15 protein-coding genes are annotated in these 21,248 nt (G+C 69.0%); 6 read left to right on the top strand and 9 right to left on the bottom strand.

All coding sequences use genetic code 11. The annotated features are described in order from the left end of the window. Positions 1-7 precede the first annotated feature (7 nt). Both msrA and ACRXBZ_RS20105 read right to left on the bottom strand, forming a co-directional pair. Positions 8-676, bottom strand: coding sequence for a peptide-methionine (S)-S-oxide reductase MsrA (gene msrA, locus ACRXBZ_RS20110; RefSeq protein ID WP_433880401.1), 669 nt, complete (start codon positions 674-676; stop codon positions 8-10). A gap of 21 nt (positions 677-697) precedes the next feature. After that, the gene (locus tag ACRXBZ_RS20105) at positions 698-2,443 is read right to left on the bottom strand and encodes an acyltransferase family protein (RefSeq protein ID WP_433880400.1); all 1,746 of its coding nucleotides are present in this window, start codon (positions 2,441-2,443) and stop codon (positions 698-700) included. 222 nt (positions 2,444-2,665) lie between these two features. Here ACRXBZ_RS20105 and ACRXBZ_RS20100 point away from each other — a divergent pair, with 222 nt between their 5' ends. Further along, entirely contained in the window at positions 2,666-3,988 is a 1,323-nt protein-coding gene (locus ACRXBZ_RS20100; RefSeq protein ID WP_433880399.1) for a hypothetical protein, read from the top strand. A 154-nt stretch (positions 3,989-4,142) separates the two neighbouring features. Here the strand turns inward: ACRXBZ_RS20100 and ACRXBZ_RS20095 are convergent, their stop codons facing one another. Next, entirely contained in the window at positions 4,143-7,385 is a 3,243-nt protein-coding gene (locus tag ACRXBZ_RS20095) for a glycosyltransferase (RefSeq protein WP_433880398.1), read from the bottom strand. A 356-nt stretch (positions 7,386-7,741) separates the two neighbouring features. Beyond that, positions 7,742-8,860 (bottom strand): baeRF11 domain-containing protein, encoded by a 1,119-nt coding sequence (locus ACRXBZ_RS20085; RefSeq protein ID WP_433880396.1) that lies wholly within the window; start codon positions 8,858-8,860, stop codon positions 7,742-7,744. A 292-nt stretch (positions 8,861-9,152) separates the two neighbouring features. Here ACRXBZ_RS20085 and ACRXBZ_RS20080 point away from each other — a divergent pair, with 292 nt between their 5' ends. Next, a complete protein-coding gene (locus tag ACRXBZ_RS20080; RefSeq protein WP_433880395.1) occupies positions 9,153-10,052 on the top strand; it encodes a DMT family transporter in 900 nt (299 codons plus the stop codon). A gap of 342 nt (positions 10,053-10,394) precedes the next feature. Here the strand turns inward: ACRXBZ_RS20080 and ACRXBZ_RS20075 are convergent, their stop codons facing one another. Genes ACRXBZ_RS20075 through ACRXBZ_RS20065 form a run of 3 tightly spaced genes read right to left on the bottom strand, consistent with a single transcriptional unit; the run spans position 10,395 to position 13,232 of the window. Next, complete coding sequence (locus ACRXBZ_RS20075; protein WP_433880394.1) at positions 10,395-10,892, bottom strand: type II toxin-antitoxin system RatA family toxin; 498 nt, start codon at positions 10,890-10,892, stop codon at positions 10,395-10,397. Between the two features lies 1 nt (position 10,893). Beyond that, positions 10,894-12,177 (bottom strand): aspartate aminotransferase family protein, encoded by a 1,284-nt coding sequence (locus ACRXBZ_RS20070; protein ID WP_433880393.1) that lies wholly within the window; start codon positions 12,175-12,177, stop codon positions 10,894-10,896. Further along, a complete protein-coding gene (locus tag ACRXBZ_RS20065) occupies positions 12,174-13,232 on the bottom strand; it encodes an SDR family oxidoreductase (RefSeq protein WP_433880392.1) in 1,059 nt (352 codons plus the stop codon). The genes ACRXBZ_RS20070 and ACRXBZ_RS20065 overlap by 4 nt, the downstream gene beginning before the upstream one ends. A 247-nt stretch (positions 13,233-13,479) precedes the next feature. Between ACRXBZ_RS20065 and ACRXBZ_RS20060 the strand changes: the two genes are divergently transcribed. Next, a complete protein-coding gene (locus ACRXBZ_RS20060) occupies positions 13,480-15,114 on the top strand; it encodes a flavin monoamine oxidase family protein (protein ID WP_433880391.1) in 1,635 nt (544 codons plus the stop codon). 122 nt (positions 15,115-15,236) lie between these two features. Here the strand turns inward: ACRXBZ_RS20060 and ACRXBZ_RS20055 are convergent, their stop codons facing one another. Further along, positions 15,237-17,045 (bottom strand): gamma-glutamyltransferase family protein, encoded by a 1,809-nt coding sequence (locus ACRXBZ_RS20055; protein ID WP_433880390.1) that lies wholly within the window; start codon positions 17,043-17,045, stop codon positions 15,237-15,239. Positions 17,046-17,454: 409 nt separating this feature from the next. Further along, positions 17,455-18,765, bottom strand: a complete 1,311-nt coding sequence (locus ACRXBZ_RS20050; RefSeq protein WP_433880389.1) for a UDP-glucose dehydrogenase family protein — start codon at positions 18,763-18,765, stop codon at positions 17,455-17,457. Positions 18,766-18,906: 141 nt separating this feature from the next. On the opposite strand from ACRXBZ_RS20050, the gene ACRXBZ_RS20045 reads away from it, so the two are divergent. The 3 genes from ACRXBZ_RS20045 to ACRXBZ_RS20035 all read left to right on the top strand — a co-directional run bounded on the left by ACRXBZ_RS20045 (position 18,907) and on the right by ACRXBZ_RS20035 (position 21,108). Next, positions 18,907-19,869 (top strand): aldo/keto reductase, encoded by a 963-nt coding sequence (locus tag ACRXBZ_RS20045; protein ID WP_433880388.1) that lies wholly within the window; start codon positions 18,907-18,909, stop codon positions 19,867-19,869. Positions 19,870-20,122: 253 nt separating this feature from the next. Beyond that, positions 20,123-20,245: a hypothetical protein gene (locus ACRXBZ_RS20040; RefSeq protein ID WP_256413681.1), complete on the top strand. Its 123-nt coding sequence runs from the start codon at positions 20,123-20,125 to the stop codon at positions 20,243-20,245. Positions 20,246-20,349: 104 nt separating this feature from the next. After that, complete coding sequence (locus ACRXBZ_RS20035; RefSeq protein WP_433880387.1) at positions 20,350-21,108, top strand: SDR family NAD(P)-dependent oxidoreductase; 759 nt, start codon at positions 20,350-20,352, stop codon at positions 21,106-21,108. Positions 21,109-21,248: the final 140 nt, after the last annotated feature.

Raw genomic sequence — 21,248 nt, 5'->3', positions numbered from 1 at the left:
ACCGTGCTCAGCGCTCGCCCGGGACGCCCAGGCCGATCGGGCAGGAGACCCCGGTGCCGCCTAGGCCGCAGTACCCATTGGGGTTTTTCTGTGGTGAAAGGTACTGCTGGTGGTACGTCTCCGCGTAGTAGAAGGTCTTCAGCGGTGCGATCTCCGTCGTGACCTGGCCCAAACCCGCTTTGGTCAAGGCCTTCTGGAAGGCTTGCGCGCTCGCTTCTGCTTCGGCTTTCTGCTGGTCGTCCGCGTAGTAGATCGCCGAGCGGTACTGGGTGCCGATGTCGTTGCCCTGGCGCATGCCCTGGGTCGGGTCGTGGTTCTCCCAGAAGACCTTCAAGACCTGCTGGTAGCTGATCGCGGCCGGGTCGAAGACCACCAGGACGGCCTCGGTGTGGCCGGTCAAGCCCGAGCACACCTCTTCGTACGTCGGGTTCGGGGTGAAGCCGCCCGCGTAGCCGACCGCCGTCGACCACACGCCCTCGGTGCGCCAGAAAGTGCGCTCCGCTCCCCAGAAGCAGCCCATGCCGACCACCGCGGTGGCGTAGCCCTCCGGGAACGGCGGCATGATGCGCCGGTCCGGGAACACCGCATGCGACTCCGCCACCGGGAGCGGGTTGGAACGGCCCGGCAAGGCCTCGGCCGGGTCGATCAACCTGGTCTTGTCACCGAAAAGCGCCATGCACCCGAGGGTACGCGTGCGCTACGGGCGGTCCTGCCGCTTGGGACGGACCGGCCGGGTCTCCTCCTCCGGCGTCGGCGGCGGTTCCGGGCGGGCGTGCCGACCACCGGTGCGGCGAACGGCCTGGCGGTCCACGGGGGTCCGGTCGGAGTCCAAGTCCCCGGACAGCCGCTTGGACAGCACCGAGTCCTCAGGCGGCACAGCGGGCGGGCCGACCGCCCACTGCTCGGCCGAGCGGCGGGAGCGGGCGGACGGCCGACCGAGCGGCGGCCCCGTGCCGTTCATGGGAAGCCCGTTGAGCCGGGCCGCGTTCGGGCCGTCAGCGCTGCCGTGCCGAGGCGCGCCGTTAACGCGGTTGTGGTTGACCGGTGTGCCGTTCGGCGGGGTGGTCGCGCGGCGGAGCGGACGTGGCGGGCGGGTCTGGTCCGCCCCCGGACGGGCCGGGGTCAGCTTGGTCGGGGGTTCCTGGGCAGCGCCGTCGCGGTTGGGTGCCGGTGGGCGGGGCGGCGGTCGGCGCATGGTTGTCGCCTCGCGCGCCGCTCGGGGCTCGTCCGGATCGTCCAAGCGCGCCGCCCGGTCGTCATCCCGTTCGTCCCGGTCCTCCGGTTCCAGGTCGTCGAAGTCGTCGGGATCCTCGGAATCGTCGAGGTCTTCCGGCTCGTCGAGTCCGTCCTCCGCCCGCTCTGGTTCCTTTTTCTTCGACGCCGGGGTGAGGTAGTGGCGCAGCTTCATCGTCGGTTCTTCGATGAACTTCCACGACAGCGTGCCGACGCAGTAGGCCAGCGGGGCGGCGCAGATCAGCATCAACCACTGGTTACGGATTCCGGCCATTGCCAGCAGCTGCTGGATCGGGAAACTCCACACGTACACGCCATAGCTGCCGTTGACCCACACGCCCGGCACCGTCAGCCGCGACGGCCAGAAGTGCCCGGTCACGACCACCGCGTAGCTGACCGCGAAGGTCATCCAGAACGACCCGGTGATGCTGTTGGGCATCAGCACCAGCAGCACCAGGCCGCCGCCGGCCGCCAACGGCGAAAGCGGGACCCGGTACAGGTTGAGGACCACGCCGAAGGCGAAGGCGACCAGGAACGCCACCAGCGACTCCACCGGCACGCTGAGGAGCGAGCCCGCCGACTCCGAGCCCGGCAGCTCCTCCAGGTACCGGTCCCACGTGATGATCCCGATCAGCGCCACGACCGCCAGCCAGCGGTACTTGTGCTTCCCCGCGCCGAGCAGCAGCAATGTGTAGAGGGCGGCGTAGGCCAGCAGCTCCATCGGCAGCGTCCACAACGACCCGTTCACCGCGTTCGGCCACGGGTTGTTCACGAACACGCCCGGCAGCTCGTGCTTGAGCGTGAGCAGACCGGCGTTGTTGACGACGTAACCCCAGGTGCCGTTGGCCGCGAAGTAGTCGCCGATGGACAAGGTCGTGATCATCGGGCCGATGATCAGGGCCATGGTCAGCGAAACCGTGAGCATCGGCGGCCACAGCCGCAGGATGCGCTTCGCGGCGAACCTGAACGGGTGAGGATCCCGGATCCAGCTCTCGGTGATCTGGAAGCCGCTCATCGCGAAGAAGCCCATCAGGACGCCCTCGTCGGGCTGCACCGGCCAGTCCGCCGGGAACAGGTCGCCCGTTCCGGCCAGCGGCGAGCTGTGCCCGTAGATGACCGCGAGCGCGCCGATCATGCGGATCCAGGCGAACCCGTGGTTCGGCTCGGCGAACCACTCCGGGTGAGTGTGGACGACCCGCGCGTCACCCACCCAGATCACCCCATCAAGTCATGTCCCCGGCCAGAGAAGTCAACGCTGGGTAGCCTAGCTCGGGACAACATGGTTGTGGACCTATTACCTTCTCGTAGCCCGCTCCGGCCAGACTCCGAGTCGGATCGTTATCCGGCCGGTGCCCCCCGTTCCCCCTTGCGGGTGCCAGAATGGCGGTCGATCGCAATTGGGGGCGTTCGCAAACCCGGGAAGGGCTCATCGGTGACCTGGCAAGACGAGCTGCAGAATCTCGACGCCGAACTCGCGGCGGGGCGGATTTCCGCTGAGGAGTACCGCCAGCGGCGAGACGCCGTGCTCGGTCGGGCCCAGAACGGACAGAACGGGCCTTCCTCGGGCGGATTCCCGCAGCAACAACCGCAGGCGAGCACGCCATCCGGCGAGTTCCCGCAGCAGCAGCCGCAGGCAGGGCCGCCGCCCGGTGGATTCCCGCAGCAACAACCGCAGGTGGGGCCTTCCTCGGGCGGATTCCCGCAGCAGCAGGCACCGCAGCAGCCCAACCCGTTCCCGCCGGCGTTCAGCTGGGCAGACGCTGCCTCTCAGGCCACCCCGCAGCAGCAGCCGCAACAACAAGGTCGTGCGGCCGACGAAGCAACGCAGGTCGTGCTCAACCCGCTTTTGCAGCGGCAGCCGCAGGCCCAGCCGCCGAGAGACTCCGAGAGCACCCAGGTCGTCAACCTCGGCCAGCAGCCGCAGTGGGCCCAGGCGCAGCAGCCGCCGCAGCCGCAGTGGGGGCCGCAGCAGGGTTGGGGTGCCGTCGAAAGCACCGGCACGCCCTGGGGCGATGATCTGCCGGCGACGCCGGACCATGGCGACGCGTCGTGGATGCGTCAAGGCCCCGAGGTGTTCGAGTCCGCGAGCAAACCCGGCAAGGGCAAGCTGATCGCCGGGCTGTCCATCGGCGGCGTGCTGCTAGTCGGCGTTATCGTCGCCGGGATCCTCTACTTCACCTCCAGCAGCGGCAACACGCCGACCGAGCCGACCGCAGCGCCACCGCCGCCCCCGGTGCAGACCCAGGAGCTGCCCACGCCGCCGCCCGCGAGGGCGAACCCGCCGGCCGGCTCGCAGGAGACACTGGTCACGGTGTCCGGCCCGGCGCACCCGTGGAGCGGGGCGCTGGACCTGCCGAGCCTGCAGGGTGCCAAGGGCGGGCTGCTGCAGCCGAAGACAGTGCTCGACTCCGCGATCCAGGGCGGGTTGGTCGACGGCTGGTTCAACGGCACCGAGGGCGCGACCCCGAAGAAGACGCTGCTCGCGCTGCAGATGCCCAACTCCGACGCTGCCAAGGGCGTGGTCGACAAATACCTCGCCGCCCAGCAGGGTCTGTCCGAAATGGACAAGCTGTCTTACCAGGGTGTGAAGGTAGTCAACACCGGCGGCACGTTCCGAACCGCCTACGTCGCGCACAACTGGGCGATCATCATCGACGTCAGCGGCTCGTCGGACCAGAAGGCGGCGGCGCAGGAGACGTTCAAGTCGGTCCTCGACCAGCAGGTCAACCACCTGCCGCCGACGGTCCGCGACTGACCCGAACCGACGTCCCCGCAATTTCAATGGAAATCGGACCTTCGATTTCAATGGAAATCGGACCTTCGATTTCAATGGAAATCGGACCTTCGATTTCAATGGAAATTGCGGGGGACCGGCGCGTCGGGGCCCGACGCGCCGGGGTGTGTCGGGATCAGGCCTCGTAGTCGGTGGTGGCGAGCAGGTCGCCGAGGGCCGCTCGGGAGACGTCCGGGCCGAACTGGGCCGCGATGCCCGCCTTGCCCGCCTCCGCCAGCCGCTGCCAGGCGTCGTCGTCGGTGAGCAGCCGGACCGCCGCCTCCGCCAGTCCCTCCGCATCGTCGGCGACCAGCACGTGCTCGCCATTCACCAGATGCATGCCCTCGATCGCCACCGTCGTGCCGACCACCGGCACCCCGAGGCTGAGGCTCTCGCCGACCTTGCCCTTGACGCCGGCGCCGAACCGCAGCGGCGCGAGGGTCACGCGGCTCGCCGCGTACTGCGGCTCCAGGTCGGCGACCCAGCCGTGCACCTGCACGCCCCGCCCGGTCAGCTCCCGGACCTCGTCGGTCGGGTTGCTGCCGACGACGTGCAGCACCGCGTCCGGGCACGTCTCCCGCACCAGCGGCATGATCTCGCGCACCGCCCAGCGCACGGCGTCGGCGTTCGGCGGGTGGTCGAAGCTGCCGACGAACAGCAGGTCCTTGCGCCCGTCCGGTTTCGCCGGGCTCCAGTCGACCTCGTGCACGTTGGATAGCACCCGCACGTCGGCGTCGGGGACCAGCTCGCGCAGCAGAACCCGCTCGGCCTCGGACACCACCAGTGTGACGTCGCAGGAACGGGTCAGTCCGAGTTCCATCTGCCGCGACGCGAAGGCCTTGCGCCGCAGCGCTTCCGCCCGCGCCGGGTCGCCCTGCTGCTCGGCGACCTCGGCCTGCCGCTCCAGCCGGAGGAAGTGCACGTCGACGGTGTCGTAGGCGATGACCGCCTGCGGCGCGCAGGTGCGCAGCTCCTCGACCAGGCTCCACGCGACCTGCGGGCGGGACAGCAGTGCCAGCGAGATCTCCGAGCCCGCCTCGTGCAGGAACGCCTGCTGCAGTTCGGGTTCGGGCAGCACCGTGACGCCGAGCTGCTGCAGCTGCGTCGTGTAGGGCTCCAGGCGCGCGTGGTTGCCGGGGAAGAACACCACCCGGCAGCCGAGCCGCACGAACTGCTCCAGCACGCGGCGGATCCGCACGGAACCGGAGTCGAAGTCCGGGCGTGGCACCTGGTGATCCTTCACCAGCACGATCGGCCCGTGGTGGCCGCGGGTGCCGCGTTGCCGCGCGAGCCAGAGGTTGCGCGGCGAGGCTTCCGGCAGGTGTTCGGCGGCCAGCGTGTCGGCCCACTTCTCCACGAATACCTTGCGGTTGAGCTCCTGGTGTTTCTTCACCCCGGTGCTGAGGTCGGTGCCGTTGGACACGCCTTCGTGGTGCACGACGACGGCCTTCGGCTGCACCACGGTCCGGTAGCCGGCCGCGCGCACCGCGAACGCCAGGTCGGTGTCCTCGTAGTAGGCGGGCGCGTACCGGGTGTCGAAGCCGCCGACCTGCCGGAACACGTTGGTGCGCACCAGGATTGCCGCGCCGGAGCAGTAGTCGACGTCGCGCACCACGTTGAACTCGGCGCCGCCGGGCTCGGTGTTGCGGCCGTAGTTCCAGCCGTTGCCGTCGGACCATACGATGCCGCCGCACTCCTGCAGCCGTCCGTCCGGGTAGACCAGCTTGGCGCCGACGAGCCCGATGCGTTCGTCACCGCGGATCGTGTCCATCAGGATGTCCAGCCAGGACTCGGTGACCTCGGCGTCGTTGTTCAGGAAGAACAGGTATTCGCCGCGCGCGTGCTCGGCGCCGAGGTTGCAGGCGCCGATGAACCCGAGGTTGCGTTCGGCGCGCACCAGCCGGACACCTTCGCAAGCGGCGAGCTTCTCGGCGCTGTCGTCCGGCGAGGCGTCGTCGACGACGATCACCTCGAACGGCACGGACACCACATGCCCGCCGAGGAACCGCAGGCACTGCCGGGTGTAGGGCCACTTGCCGTGCACCGGAACGATCACGCTAACCAGCGGTTTGTCGCTGTGCGGCACGGGAAGCGGACCGGTCTCGACCGCCTCCTCGGCCTGCGGCACGCCGGGCTTGCGCCCGAGCGCGATCTCGTACGCATCGCGCCGCGCGGTGCCGCGCGGCGCTACGCGCTCGACGACCTTCCGGTACTTCGCCACCGCGCGCTGCACCAGCGCGGAGTTCTGCGCCGCCAGCTCCGCGTTCGCTGCGCCGAGCTCCGCCGCTTGCCGCTCGGCGTCCGCTACGCGTCCTTCGAGCCGCGCGACGGTGTCGCGCAGCCACTCGATGCGCGCAGCGTCGCGCTCCGCGCTCTGCTGGCTCTCGTGCAGCTCGCCGCCGACGCGGTCCAGTTCGGCTCGCAGCTTCGCCTGCTCGCGGATGCCCTGGTCGGCGCGCTGCTCTTCGGCTTTGCGCAGTTCTTCGAGCCTACTGATGGTGCTCTTGAGCTCTTCGGACTCGACGCGGCTGCGCTGGTAGAGCTCGTGGAGCTTGGCCACGTCCGCGACCGCCGCGTCGCGTTGTTCGATTATTGGCGTGACGTCGCCGCCGCGGCGGATGAGCGTGAGGTCGGCGTCGGTCAGCAGCGCGGCGGCGGGCAGCTTCGGCAGGTGCTTGTCGGACGCGATGCCCAGCAGGTAGGTGTGCGGGACGCCTTGCCGGACGGCCCATTCGCCGTCGTGCCCTTCGATCGTCTGCAGCCGGACGCCTTCGATCGCGGTGTCCGGGTCGCCGTGGTCGGCGGGGGTGAGCAGCGATCCGACGGTGACGTTCTGCTTTAGCACGGCCACGTGCCGGAACGCGTCCTCCAGCAGCGTTTCGTACTGCTTCGCGGTGAGTTCCTTGACGTGGTAAGGGTTGTCGTTGCCGTGCTCGTGCGAGTAGACCGCCGTGTCGGGGGTGCTGCTCAGGAACAGTCCACCTTGGACGAGCCGGGACCTGACCAGGCTCAGGATGGCGTCGTGGTCCTCGACGTGCTCGATCGCCTCGAAGCAGACGATCACGTCGAAGGGCTTGGCGTCGGCGAGCAGTTCGGGGTCGGTGATCGAGCCGACCTGGAAACTGACGTCGCGGCTGCCGTAGTTGTGCTGGGCGTGTTCGACCGTGGTCGGGTCGATGTCGACGCCGACCACCTCGGCTCCTTCGGCGGCCAGCAGCGCCGCGCCGTAGCCCTCGCCGCAGGCGAGGTCGAGCACCCGCTTGCCGCGCACGAAGCGGGCTGCGAGGGCGTAGCGGTGGTAGTGCTCGTAGACGACCTGAACGTCGTCGGTCCACGGCACACAGCGCTCGCCGGTCCAGTCGATCAGCCGCTTGTCCATCCGGTTCCTCACCGCGTAGAAAATCCCACAGCAGGCTAGCGCCCCGATCGGGTGACTCGTCGCCGGTTCGGCCTTTTGTGGCGCCGTGCGGCCGTGGACGGCTCGGTCGCAGTTTCAATTTCCGCCAAGACGGGCGTCAGCGTGCGGAAGCTGTGGTACCACGAAGAGCAGCAGCCGCTCGCCTCGAAGCGCAGCCCCGGCGGGCAGCGGACGTATCCGGAGAGCGCGACCGCATCAACCGGCAGATCAGCGGTCTGGTGAGCACCCGGGACAGGCTCGACGACACCATCGGCAGACCACCACCGCCTGGCACACGGGGCGGCCCTGCCCCCAGCCCGGCCGCTGAACGGTGCTGGTCAGGGGCGGTAGCGGAGGATGGCGGCCGTTTCGCCGCCGCCCGGGATGTCGTCGCGGCGCACCGCGAGGACCCGGCCGCCGGTGAGCCAGACCCGGCGGGCGATCTCGTCAACCACGCCGTAGGACACGGCGTCGTCGGCTTCCTCGAATGTCACCGCGCCCGCCTCGTCGATGAAGCCCGGCACCGCGTTGTCGATGTCGACGAAGACCGTGTCGACCGCGCCCATGGTCGCGTGCCGGGCCACGTCGGCGATGTCGGCGACCGTCCGGCCCTGCCCCGTGCGGTGCTCGAACAGCCGATGCAGCTCGCGCAGCCGCTCGGCGTGCAGGTCGTCGAGGACGTCGCGGGCCACCGACGCCAGCTCGCGGTCGCTGCTCTCCTCCGGATTCCCGGTCAGGCCGACCGGGGCGAGCTCCGAAGCGGTGCTGACCGACCGGAAGATGCTCTGCAGCGGCTCGGTCGCGGCCAGGATCAGCGGCACGTCGCCGCGCAGCACCGGCCGCATCGCGCGGTCGACCTGGCGGGCGAACTGGCGCATCCGGAGCTTCTGCCCCTCGCTGCCCTGAAACCGGCGGCGCGGCAAGCGGTCGGTGACCGACTCCTTGCCCACCGAGCTGGCCACGTCCGCCGGCATCCCGGGCACGTCGACGATCACCGGGTCCATCTCGGGCACGACCTCCACCAGCCGCACCGAGTTCTGCGCGAGCGCCAGCACCAGCGCGGTCTGCGGGAAGGTGATCGAGCGCAGCAGCGGCTTGAGGTGGAACCGGTCGGACACCTCGACCGCCGCGTTCAGGTGGTTGGGCAGCCGGAAGGTGGTAAGCGCTTTCGGGGTGGCGAACAGCGCCAGGCTGCGGGCCTGGAAGCGCCAGAACTCCTCGTCCTCGGCCAGGTCGGCCAGGTGTTCGGTGACCCCCGCGATGTCCTCCTTGGCGGTGCCCGCCTGCCGGAGCTGCTCGATCGCGTGCCCGGCGAGGTTCTTTAGCTCGATGCGCTCGGCGTCGCCGCTGGAGGCCGGGCCGGTCGGCACGTACAGCGAGACGCTGACCGGCTCGCGGGCGGTCAGCAGCGCATCGACCTGTGCCCGCGTCGGGATGTCGGTGTGCAGGATCGCCATCGGGGTCCTCCCAGGAGAAACGTCCGGACCAGCGACGCTACCGAGAGCTCGGGGAACCGGCAGGGCGACGGAGCTCACCCCGGGTCGCCCGTTCCGGCGGGCCCGGACCTGCGGTTAGGGTGGGCGGCGTGAACTCGCACTGGCACCGCGTTCTGCCGCCGCCGTCCGGCTGACGGGCGGCGAACCTCCTGCACCCCGACGCCACCGCAGTTTCAAGTGAAACTGCCCGGGGTCCCCGTGACGCGCGCCCGTTCGACGAGTCCTGCTGGTTTCGCGAACGGAAGAGTTCACTGTGTCCGATCAATTGCTCACCGCACCCGCTCCTGCCCGGAGCTTCCTCTCCGGCCCGCTGCCGGTGCTGCTCGCGGCCGTCCTGTGGGGCACCACCGGAACGGCCGCCAGCTTCGCCCCGGCCGGCGCGAGTCCGCTGTCGATCGGGGCCGCCACGATGGGCATCGGCGGCATCCTGCTGCTCGCCGCCGCCGGGCGGTCCGCGCTGCCCGTGCTGCGGTCCGGACGGACCGGGCTGCTGGTCGTGGGTGCCCTGGCGGTGGCGGTCTACCCGCTGGCGTTCTACTCCTCGATGGCGCTCGCCGGGGTCGCCATCGGCACCGTCGTCACGCTCGGCTCGGCGCCGGTGTTCGCCGCGATCCTGGAACGCGTCGTCGACGGTGTCCGGCTGGACCGCCGATGGGCGCTGGCCGCGGCGGTTTCGGTGCTCGGCCTGCTGTTGATCACGGGCGGCGGCGAGTCCGGTGTTGGCACTGATGCCGTGCTCGGTGCGCTGCTCGGCTTGCTCGGCGGCGCCGCATATGTCGTGTACTCGTGGGCGGCCGGGCGGATGATGCGCGGCGGACACGGGTCGCGCGCGGTGATGGGCGCGATGTTCGGCACCGGCGCTGTGGTGCTACTGCCGGTTCTCGCGTTCACCGGCGGCCCGCTGTTCGGTTCCGCGTCCGGGCTGGTGGTCGCGTGCTACCTCGCGGTGATCCCGATGGGCTTGGCGTACGTGCTGTTCGGCGCGGGGCTGCGCCGCACGTCTACCAGCGTCGCGACGACGCTGAGCCTGTTGGAGCCGGTGGTGGCGGCGCTGCTGAGCGTGCTCGTCGTCGGAGAACGGCTGGGCGTCGCGTCGTGGTGCGGCGTCGGGCTCATCGGCGTCGGGCTGGTGCTGGTCAGCACCCGCCGCTGAGGACTTGTGCACAGCTGTGGATAACTTTCTCCACAGCTGTGCACAACTAGTCGCACTAACGGGTGTTTTCGCAGTTGAAACCCCTGTTGACGCAGTTGTCCACAAGCTGTGGACAACTGCGTCCCCAAAGATGAAACGCTTCTCATGGACGGTTCACGCACCGCTGAGCAGCGGGACAGATCGTGGACACCATGAACGGCCACCAGGACACCGCGGAACGGGTCCGCGCCGACTACGTGACTTCTGATGCACCACGTCGCCGACAACGTGCCCTGCATCAACCCACGCGGTTGATCACGCTTCACCGGCGGTTGAGTTTTCCTTTTGACGCGACAACCGTGATCACGACGGCCTTTCCGCATCGGGCGCGACCGGGTAGGAAGCCGTGTCGAGGAAGACCAGTTCTTCGCCGAGCAGGCCGCGAAGGATGGATTGTATGCTCGCGCGCAATGCCCCCTCCGCGATCGGATCGATGATCGCCGCCAGGCTCGGCATACCGAGATCGAAGTGCGCGGAAAACCTGACGACCGTGTCGGATCCGAACTCGTCAACTGCCCACTCGCCGTCGAAGCGTTCAAAGTCTCCGTCGAGTTGCCAGAACGTGATGGTCCTGGCCGAGTGGTCGATCTGGTCTCGTTCCGACCAGCACAGGATGCCGTTGCGAAATGTGACCGCCCATTCCGAATCCTGGGTGCCTTCCTGCCTTGCGGTGACGGTGACGCTGCGGACCTCATCGGTTTGATCGGCGAAGCGCTCGGTGTCGCAGAGCGCGGAGAAGACAGTGTCGGCGTCGGTCCCAATGGCAGCTGGCACAAGCGACTCAACCGTAACGGTCGGCATATCAGGGGGTTCCTTCCAAAACAGCGTTGGGTGGGCATCGGCGCGCGAGGGTTTCCGCGGCTCGGGTAACTGCCTCAAGAAGCCAGTGAACGTCCTCGGAAGTCAGGACCGCCGGCGGGGTGAAGCGCAGCACCCGATGCGCGTTCAGTGAATGGTTGACGAGCACTCCGTGGTCGAGCAGTTCCATCAGCAGTTCACCCGTGACTTGCTCGTTGACCAGCTCCACTCCGATCAGCAGACCCAGTCCGCGCACGTCGGTGATCAGGTGACCGCAATGGTGCAACAGGATTCGGCGTAACTCCTGGAGCAGGTACTCGCCCAACTCGCTAGCCTTGGTGACGAGGTTTTCCGCAACGACCACACGGATCGCTGCCTCGGCGGCTGCGGCAGCGATCGGCGACCCGGCGAATGTCGACGTGTGCAGGAACGGGTCGCGATTGAACGGCGAATACGCCTCTGCTGTGGCGACCATGGCCGCTACGGGCACGACTCCCCCGGAAAGGTTCTTGCCCACCAGGAGAATGTCAGGGGTGACCGACTCCCTGTCCGCGCCCCACCAGTGACCAAGCCGGCCCAGTCCGGTCTGCACCTCATCCAGGACGAACAACGCCCCATACTTCCGGCACAGCTGCGCGACATCGCGCAGGTATCCGCTCGGCGGAACAACGACACCGCCCTCTCCCTGCACCGGTTCCACCACCACGCAGGCCGGTGGCGCTGCGGCCAATGCCTCTTCCAGCGCCTGCGCGTCGCCGAAGGGAACGTGGTCAACGGAGGGCAGCAACGGCCGAAACGGAGCCTGGTAGAGCTCCCGGGCGGTGATGCTGAGCGCACCCATGGTCTTGCCGTGGTAACCGCCGACCGCAGAGATGAGGTGCGCATGCCCATGGGCACGTGCCAGCTTGATCGCGGCCTCGGTGGCCTCGGCTCCGGAGTTAACGAAATGCACGTAGTCCAGACCGTTCGGGGCGACGCGAGCGAGCGTTTCGGCAGCACTGGCGACGGTGGGCTCCAGCATTAGCCGGGTGGTCAGCGGGTGCCGCCGAACCTGTTCCACCACCGCCTCTACCACCGCCGGGTGGGCATGGCCGAGGAGGAACACGCCGTATCCGCCGCAGTTGAGGTACGTCTTTCCAGCAGCGTCGACAACTCGGCTGCCATGCGAGGACACTTCGGTCAGTCCGCCGGTCATGTCGGCCAGTCGGGCCCGCCCACGGGAAATGTGGCGGCGGTAGCGTTCCGACGTCTGCCGTGAACCGGCGTGCTGGGTGTCATGACCGCTCATACCGTCGCCCCGGCAGCTGCGGCGGGGACAAGGCGTTTGGTACGGGCCAAAAAGCGCACTGAAGTGCGGAAGGCAGACTCGAACCACTCTGCCGAGGGCAGCGTCAACGCTGCCGGGTTACCGGGAAGGGCGCCGAAGGAAGTCGGGAATGGCTCGGCACCGGCGAACAAAGCGGCCATTGCCAGCAGGTCATCAAACTGCTTGCGTGCGGGCGGAGAAAGAACATCGGTCAATACCGGGCGGATCAACCGATCCACCATGTCCGGCGATACCAACCGCGGCGGCGTGACATCGATGCCCGACTCCTCGGCCACGGCCACGCATTGGTCGACGAACCGCCTCGAGGTCAGCGCGTGGGGCCCCGCAGTCAACCAGTACTCGCCGCCACGCACATCCGCGTCCACCAACGCCCGCAGCCCTGCAGCGAGAAGGTCCTGCGGTATGACGTCCACCAGCTCTTCAGGTGCGAACGGAAGAAGCGGAAACTTGCTCCTGAGGATGCCTGCGGCGACCAGGTGGACACCCTGGAAATTGGCCATGGCGCCGGTTACCGAATCACCGACCACCACCGAGGGGCGGGCGATCACCACGGGGACTCCCGAGCCGCGAAGCAGCTCCTCGGCTTCTCGCTTGGAATCGAGGTAATTTTCGGGGCGAGCCGCCCCCTCGGACATTAATCCCTGTGCCGACCGGGTGAGTTCGCTACGGGCCACGAACGCGGTGCTCACGTAGATGACCCGGGCCTGCGCGTCAGCAGCGAACTCCAGGACTCGCTTCGTGCCGACGACGTTGAGCTGGTGCGCGGCATCGGCTCCAGCGCCGAAGTCAGTCTTCGCGGCGCAGTGCACCACAGTGTCCACCTGGGACACCAGTTTCTGGTATGTGAGCTCATCGAGCCCCAGGAACGGTTGGGTCACATCGCCGATAACCGACTCGGAGTCAATTTTGGCGCGATGAGTCAGGCTGATAACCCTGTGGTGAGCCAGCGCTGGGCGCAATGCCGTGCCGACCACGCCAGAAGCGCCAGTCAGCAGCACGAACTTGGGTTGCGACATGCCGGTCTCCTCGAATTGCCGTGTTGGTCCACCCCTGCGTCAAGGGCACTGAGCCGCGCAATGGTGCTCCGTTGCCAACCCGGCTCGATGCAGCGTCAGGCCGTATGCGCCAGGCGTGACGGCAAAACCGTGACGTGAGGGACGGCGCCGCCGCAACCGGGGAAGCGCGACGCGTGCCTGGTTGCCCAGCATGTTCTGCTCGCACAGGCAAAACTCCTGATCAGCTCTGGAGCTGTCGCACCTCGTCATGGTTGAGTTCGGAGCAACTATCAACAGCAAGTCGTCGGCCACCACCATGCGGATCCGGAGGCTCGGTCACCTTGCCAGCAGCCGGACGTTCATAGCCCAGGCGAGCGGTACGGAAGAGGACATGAATCGGTTCACACGTCGTGGTTTGCTGGCCGGTGTGGCCGCGGCTGGTACCGGGGCGCTGATCGCGCCTGGTGCGCCGCGTGCCATCGCACAGTCGACTCCCGCCGCTGGGCGGAGCGAGACCCAGGTCGTTGTTGTCGGTGCGGGACTGGCGGGGCTTACCGCCGCTCGCGAGCTGGTCGCCGCGGGGTGCGAGGTACTCGTGGTCGAAGCACGCGACCGTGTCGGCGGCCGTACCGTCAATCAGGCCGTGACTGCGCCGGGAGCCAGTCCGGGCACGATCGTGGAGGTCGGTGGCCAGTGGGTGGGGCCGACACAGGACCGGGTGCTCGGTCTCATCCGGCAGCTCGGCCTGGAAACGTTCAAGACCTACGACGCCGGCGATTATGCCGACTACCACAACGGGAAACTGACCCGGTACGGCCACGTGTTCCCAGCGGATCCGCTGAACCTCGGATTGAACCGGATTCCGCCCTCCGACCCGGTGGGCGCGGCAGAAGCCGCCGTCGCGATCCAGGAACTCGACAGGATGGCAGCGGGAGTTCCACTAGACGCGCCCTGGACCGCGCATGACGCACGTACCTTGGATGGCCAGACTTTTGCAGACTGGATGAATCATCATCTTGTCCAGCCGGGCGCGAAATCGCTGATATCGCTGGCGATCAACGCGGTCCTCTCGGTCGAGCCTCGTGACGTGTCGCTGCTTCACGTGCTTTTCTACATCGCCTCCGCAGGCGGACTCGACCGGCTGTTACGCACGTCCGACGGAGCCCAGGACTCCCGTATCATCGGTGGATCGCAGCGCATCTCGCTTGAAATGGCACGCGAACTCGGTCCCCGCGTCCTTCTGAACGCACCTGTAACCAGAATCGACCAGGACTCGGCGGGCGTCAGTGTGCACGGCGACGACTTCAGCGTGCGCGCCAAGCGCTGTGTCGTCACCGCGCCGCCCGCGCTAGCCGCCCGAATCCGGTACGCGCCACTGCTGCCAGGAACCCGTGACCAGCTGACGCAACGCATGCCGATGGGCAGCGTGATCAAGGTGCAATGCGTTTATCCGACGCCGTTCTGGCGCGCCGACGGTCTGGCCGGACAAGCGACCAGCGACACGGGGCTCGTGCGAACCACGTTCGACAATTCACCGCCGGATGCGAGTGTGGGTGTGCTGCTTGGCTTCGTTGAAGGTGAACAAGGACGCCATGCCGATCAGATGCCTGCGGCACAGCGACGCAAGGGCGTGATCGAATGTTTCACGCGGTACTTTGGCGAACGCGCCGCTGATCCGCTCGAATACATCGAGAAGAACTGGCTGGAAGAAGAATGGACGCGCGGCGGCTACGGGGGCGTGTTCGCACCGGGCGCCTGGCTCGACTCCGGTAAGGCACTGCGCGCGCCTGTCGGCCGCATTCATTGGGCCGGCACGGAAACTGCGACCATCTGGAGCGGTTACATGGATGGTGCGGTCAGATCCGGCGAACGCGTCGCGAAGGAAGTGACGAGCTCGTTGTGACGTGTCGCCGGAGCAGCGTCAGCGGGGTGCGTCAGCGGGGTGCATCAGCGGGCAGCGTTAGCGGGGTGCGTTAGCGGGGTGCGTCAGCGGGGTGCATCAGCGGGCAGCGTTAGCGGGGTGCGTCAACGGCCGGCGGCGTAGCCCTGAGCTCCTCGGGCGTTTGCCGCCGCTCGCAGCAGACCCGTGTCCGGGTCCCGGGAGACCGCCGAAAGGCGGCCGAGGGCCCAGGGGCCCGCGTCGAGCACGTCGTGGCCCCGGCGGCCCAGCTCGGCGAGGGTCTCCGCGCCGAGCCGGGACTCCGCGACGACCCGGCCGGGCTCCCAGGCCCGCGGGTAGAACGAACCCGGGAACGCTCCGGTGTGCCAGGCGGGTGCATCGATCGCCTCCTGCAGATTCAGTCCACAGTGGACGTGCGCCAGCCAGAAGCACAGCTGCCACTGGTCCTGCTGGTCGCCGCCCGGCGTGCCGAACGCCATGGTCGGGACGCCGCCGCGCAGCGCCAGCGACGGGCTCAGCGTGATTCGGGGCCGCTTGCCCGGGGCCAGCGAGTTCGGCAGGTCCCGGTCCAGCCAGAACATCTGCGCTCGGCTGCCGAGGCAGAAGCCCAGCTCGGGGATGACCGGCGAGGATTGCAGCCAACCACCGGACGGCGTCGCCGAGATCAGGTTCCCCCATCGGTCGACCACATCGACGTGCACCGTGTCGCCACGGCTCTCCCCGCTCGGCGACACGGTGGGCTCGCCGATGCCGACGCCGCTCGGATCCTTCAGGCCGTCCACCCCGCGACCTTCGGCGACGTGCGCGGCCAGGATCGGTTTGCGACCACCCGGCAAGCCGGGGTGCAGCTCCAGCGAGGCGCGGTCGCCGATCAGCGCACGGCGGGCGGCGGCGTAGTCGCGAGACACCAGGTCGTCGAGGACGCCGGGATCGGCGGAGTCGCCGTACCAGGCTTCGCGGTCGGCGAAGGCGAGCTTGGCCGCCTCGACCGCGATGTGCACGGTGTCCGCGTCGGCGACGCCGTCGACGTAGTTGATCCGGTCGGCCAGGCCCTCCAGGATGCGCAGCTGCTGCGCCAGCGCGGGCCCCTGGGACCAGATGCCGAACTTCGCCAGGGTCCAGCCGCCGGGCAGGTCGACGGTCAGCGGCGCCTCGTAGCCCGCCTCGAATTCGGCCATGTCCTGCGCGGTGATGACGCCCGCGTGGTCCCGCCCGGAGTTGTCCCGGTGCGGTATGCGCACGAACTTCTCGACCGCTTCGGCGACGAAGCCGTGCGACCAGGCGCGGCGGGCCGCGTCGATCTGCGCCTCGCGGCCGGGGCCTGCCGCCTCGCCCTCGGCCAGCAGCCGCTCCCACGTGTCTGCCAGCGCCGGGTTCTTGAGCACGCTGCCCGGCTTCGGCGCAGCGCCGCCGGTCAGCCAGAGCTGGGCGGAGGTGGGCCAGTGCTCGGCGAACATGTCGCGAACCGTGTCGATGGTAGTGCTGATCCGGTCCACGATCGGGAAGCCGCCGCGTGCGTATCCGATCGCGTACTTCAGGACCTCGCGCAGCGTCTTCGTGCCGTGATCGCGCAGCAACAGCAGCCAGCCGTCCCAGGCGCCCGGCACGGTGGTGGCCAGGAATCCGGTGCCGGGCACCAGATCGAGGCCCAGCTCGTCGCGGTAGTGGCCGATGGTCGCGGCGGCGGGGGCCGGCCCCTGACCGCAGAGGGCGCGGGGACGCGGGTCGCCGGCGGTGGTGAACAGCGCGGGGACCTCACCGCCCGGGCCGTTGAGGTGTGGTTCGACGACCTGCAGGACGAACCCGGCGGCGACCGCAGCGTCGAAGGCGTTGCCGTCGTCCTCCAGCACCGCCATGCCCGCCGCAGAGGCGAGCCAGTGCGTGGCGGCGACCATCCCGTGCGTGCCTGCGAGTTCAGGGCGAGTCGTAAACACGTCAACTACCTTAGGCCGCCACCACCCTCTCGATCGACACCTGAAGCGAAGGCATCTGCCGCGCCCAGCCCAAGCCCTCCGAAGGCGCTCCCGGTGCGGAGAAGCTCCGGCGAGCAAGGGCTCCGGCGAGCAAGGGTTCACTCTCGGCCGGGTTGGTCGGTCCGCAATTTCAATGGAAATCGACGGTCCGATTTCCATTGAAATTGCGGGAGTTGTCCACAGCCTCCGGCGTGTCGTGTCCCGACACGCCGGAAAGTCGCAATTTCCATATTGAAATTGCGGCGGTGCGCGCCGTCGGGGACTGCGCTCGCCGATACCCCCCTTGGGCAGGCGCTGAAGTTGGCAACTCCCGAAGGGGAAGCCGCTACCCGCTACCCGCACCGCCGTGCAGAACGAGTTCGGAAGCAATTCAGGCAGGGCCGCCCGCGACCGGAGTTCGGCCGACGCCTCGCCAGGACAGGCCCGCTCGGCGCAGGACGTCCGGGTCCAGGTGGTTCCGGGTGTCGACCACCACCGGGCCCTGCAGCGCCTCGGCCACCCGGTTCCAGTCCAGCGTCCGGAATTCCTGCCACTCCGTCAGCAGCACCAGCACCGCGGCTTCCTTCGCCGCCTGGTACGGGTCGTCCACCAGCTCCACCTCGGGCGGCAGCGCCGGCTCGTCGCCGCGCAGCCCCGGGTCGTAGGCGACCAGCTCCGCGCCGCGCGCCGCCAGCAGCCGCGCCACCTCCAGGGCCGGCGAACCGCGCAGGTCGTCGGTGCCCGCCTTGAAGGTCAGCCCCAGCAGCCCGAGCCGCGCCCCGTCGAGGGAACCGCCGCAGGCCTCGACGACCTTCGCTACCATCCGCTCGCGCTGCCGCGCGTTGGACGAGATCGTCGCCTGCAGCAGCGGAAAGTCGAAGTCCACCGCCTCCGCCACCTGCAGCAGTGCCGCGGTGTCCTTGGGCAGGCAGGAGCCGCCCCAGCCCGGACCCGGCTGCAGGAACGACTGGCCGATCCGGCGGTCGTAGCCCATCCCCTCCGTCACGTCGGAGATGTCGGCGCCCAACCGCTCGCAGAGTTCCGCGATCGCGTTGACGTAGGAGAGCTTGGTCGCCAGGAAGCAGTTCGCCGCGTACTTCACCATCTCCGCGCTCGCCGCGTCCGTGAGCACCGTCGGCGCACCGAGCCGCGCGTACAGGGCGGCGACCCGTTCCGCCGCGTCCTGGCTGTCCGAGCCGACCACTATCCGGTCCGGGTTCAGGAAGTCGTGCACCGCCGAGCCTTCGCGCAGGAACTCCGGGTTGCTGACCACCGGGACGTCCTCGCGGCCGACCAACTCGCGCAGCCGCGCCGAGGTGCCCACCGGCACCGTCGACTTCGTGACCAGCACGCATCCCGCGGGAAGCAGCTCGCGCACCTCGTGCGCCACCGCCTCCACCACCGCCAGGTCCGCCTCGCCCCCGGCCCCCATCGGGGTCGGCACGCACAGGAAGACGACCTCGGCCTCGGCAACGGCGCCGGCCGAACCGACCACGAACTCCAGCCGGCCGGCCGCGATCCCCTCCTGCACAAGTTCAGCCAGGCCAGGCTCGTGGATCCGCACCTCACCGCGGGAGAGCTGCTCGACCTTGGCGGTGTTGACGTCGCTGCACACCACGCGGTGCCCCAGCGACGCCAGGCACGCCCCGGTCGTCAACCCGACGTACCCGGTGCCAACAACGACGATTCGACGGGCGAACACCAGACCCACACCCCTTCGCACGACCCCCCGCAAGACGAATCGTGGCACATCGCCCGCTCAGCGGAACCTGCTTCGCCAAACGTTCACGCGCCGTACGTCCTGCGTGACGCGCCGGTGAACCGGCGTTTAGGCTCACCAGCCGTGGAACAGCGACGCCTGGGCGAATCCGGTCTGGTGGTAAGCGCGGTCGGTCTCGGTTGCAACAACCTCGGCCGTCCCGGAACGGCCACCGAGTCCCTGGCCGGCGCGCGAGCCGTGGTGGACGCCGCGCTCGACGCCGGGATCACCTTCTTCGACGTGGCCGACGTGTACGGCTCGCCGCGCGGGCGCAGCGAGGAACTGCTCGGGCAGGCGCTGTCCGGCCGTCGCGAACACGCCATCATCGCCACCAAGTTCGGCATGGACATGCAGGGCGGCAACGGCCCCGACTTCACCGCGCGCGGTTCCCGGCGCTACGTGCGGCGCGCCGTCGAGTCGTCGCTGCGGCGGCTCGGCACCGACTGGATCGACCTCTACCAGCTGCACCGGCCGGACCGGTTGACGCCGATGGCGGAAACCCTCTCGGTGCTCGACGACCTGATCCGCGAGGGCAAGATCCGCTACCTCGGGCACTGCAATCTCGCGGGTTGGGAGCTCGCCGACGCGTCGTGGACGGCGTCCTCGGCCGGGCTGACCACGCCGGTGTCGGCGCAGAACCACTACTCGCTGCTGGCGAGGGAGGCCGAGCGCGAGGTGATCCCGGCCTGCAAGCGGTTCGGCGTCGGGATCATCCCGTACTTCCCGCTGGCCAACGGGCTGCTAACCGGCAAGTATCGGCAGGACCAGGAGCCGCCCGCGGGCAGCCGGTTGGCGAACCGGAACCAGATGCTGGCGGACGCGCCGTGGGAGCACATCGAGCAGCTGCGCGCCTTCGCCGTGCAGCGGGGTCTCCCGATGACGGCGGTGGCGGTCGGCTGGCTGGCGGCGCAGGAGGTGGTCGGTTCGGTGATCAGCGGCGCGACCACCCCGGAGCAGGTCCGGGCGAACGCCGCGGCCGGTGAGTGGCGTCCTTCCCAGGCCGATCTGGACGCCATCGACGCGATCTGCCCGCCCACGCAGCGTTAGCAAGCGGTCGGTTCGGCGAGGGACTACGCCATCCCCGGATGACGACGGCGAGGGCTCCGCACACGCATTCCCGCAGGTGGCAGTGGATTTCGTGAGAATTGCCCGTCATCTGGCACCGAGACGGATCACGCTCCCAGCACGGCGTTGCGGGGGGTGCGGCGACGGTCGGTGATCGCGGTTTTCGCTCGGACGGATCGCAGGATGCCACCGGTGGCAGACGCGCCGGGCCGGGCACGCGGACCACGCTCTTCACATGGAGCTGATCGGGATCGCCGCAATGTTCGTCGGCCTCGCGTTGCTGGCCGCGCTGCCGCTGGTCGCGCTGCTGGCGTTCGTCGAGGCGACCTCGCAGCGACGGGTGCACCGTCATCGCTGACCGCCGTTTCGCCGCCTGCCCGTTCCGCGTCCGGTGCTGGTTGCGACCGTTCCGAGGTGTTAGACATGCCGGGACACCAGGAACGGACGCAAAGGAACGAGCAGATGCTGATCACCGATACCGTGGCGATCGTCACCGGCGGGGCTTCCGGCCTTGGCGCGGCCACAGCCCGAGCACTCGCGTCGCGCGGCGCGCACGTGTTCGCGGTGGACCTGCCGGACGCGGTGGCCAAGGCGCCGGTTGTTGACGGCGTCACCTACACGGCCGCCGACGTCACCGACGCGGACCAGGTGCAGACCGCCGTCGAGCAGGCCGCCGGCGCTGGGAACCCGCTGCGGATCGTGGTGAACTGCGCGGGCATCGCGCCGTCGGCGCGGATCGTCGGGCGCAAGGGCCCGCACGACTTCGACCTGTTCCGCAAGGTCATCGAGATCAACTTGATCGGCACCTTCAACGTGCTGCGGCTGGCCGCGGCCGCCATCGGCCAGACGGAACCCGACCAGCAGGGCCAGCGCGGCGTCATGATCAACACCGCCTCGGTCGCCGCCTTCGACGGGCAGATCGGGCAGGCGGCGTACGCCGCGTCCAAGGGCGGCGTAGCGAGCCTGACGCTGCCGGCCGCACGCGACCTGTCCTCTTCCGGCATCCGGGTGATGACCATCGCGCCGGGCATCGTGGACACGCCGATGCTGGCCACCATCAGCGAGGAGTTCCGCACCGGGCTGGCCGAGAACGTGCCGTTCCCGAAGCGGCTGGGCACGCCCGATGACTTCGCGCAACTCGCGGTGGACATCGTCGGGCACGACTACCTCAATGGTGAGGTCATCCGGATGGACGGCGCGCTGCGGATGGCGCCGCGGTAACGCTGGGCAGTGGTGGCGATTTCGCGCGAAATCGCCACCACCCACGCAGGACCAGCGGCGATTTCGCGCGAAATCGCCCCAATCCTCGGGAGTCGCGTGCAGCCGTGCTGCGCCTGGAGCCGATTCGCCGGAGGGTACCC

The sequence above is a fragment of the Saccharopolyspora hattusasensis genome (assembly GCF_050972075.1).
Classification (GTDB): domain Bacteria; phylum Actinomycetota; class Actinomycetes; order Mycobacteriales; family Pseudonocardiaceae; genus Saccharopolyspora; species Saccharopolyspora hattusasensis.
This window is presented reverse-complemented; position numbering and strand designations above follow the sequence as displayed.

Bases quoted from the DNA above. Each gene is read 5' to 3' on its own strand.
- ACRXBZ_RS20065 (WP_433880392.1), bottom strand. From the start codon at position 13,232: ATGTCGCAACCCAAGTTCGTGCTGCTGACTGGCGCTTCTGGCGTGGTC.
- ACRXBZ_RS20060 (WP_433880391.1), top strand. From the start codon at position 13,480: ATGGTTGAGTTCGGAGCAACTATCAACAGCAAGTCGTCGGCCACCACC.
- msrA (WP_433880401.1), bottom strand. From the start codon at position 676: ATGGCGCTTTTCGGTGACAAGACCAGGTTGATCGACCCGGCCGAGGCC.
- ACRXBZ_RS20095 (WP_433880398.1), bottom strand. From the start codon at position 7,385: ATGGACAAGCGGCTGATCGACTGGACCGGCGAGCGCTGTGTGCCGTGG.
- ACRXBZ_RS20085 (WP_433880396.1), bottom strand. From the start codon at position 8,860: ATGGCGATCCTGCACACCGACATCCCGACGCGGGCACAGGTCGATGCG.
- ACRXBZ_RS20075 (WP_433880394.1), bottom strand. From the start codon at position 10,892: ATGCCGACCGTTACGGTTGAGTCGCTTGTGCCAGCTGCCATTGGGACC.
- ACRXBZ_RS20035 (WP_433880387.1), top strand. From the start codon at position 20,350: ATGCTGATCACCGATACCGTGGCGATCGTCACCGGCGGGGCTTCCGGC.
- ACRXBZ_RS20070 (WP_433880393.1), bottom strand. From the start codon at position 12,177: ATGAGCGGTCATGACACCCAGCACGCCGGTTCACGGCAGACGTCGGAA.
- ACRXBZ_RS20040 (WP_256413681.1), top strand. From the start codon at position 20,123: ATGGAGCTGATCGGGATCGCCGCAATGTTCGTCGGCCTCGCGTTGCTG.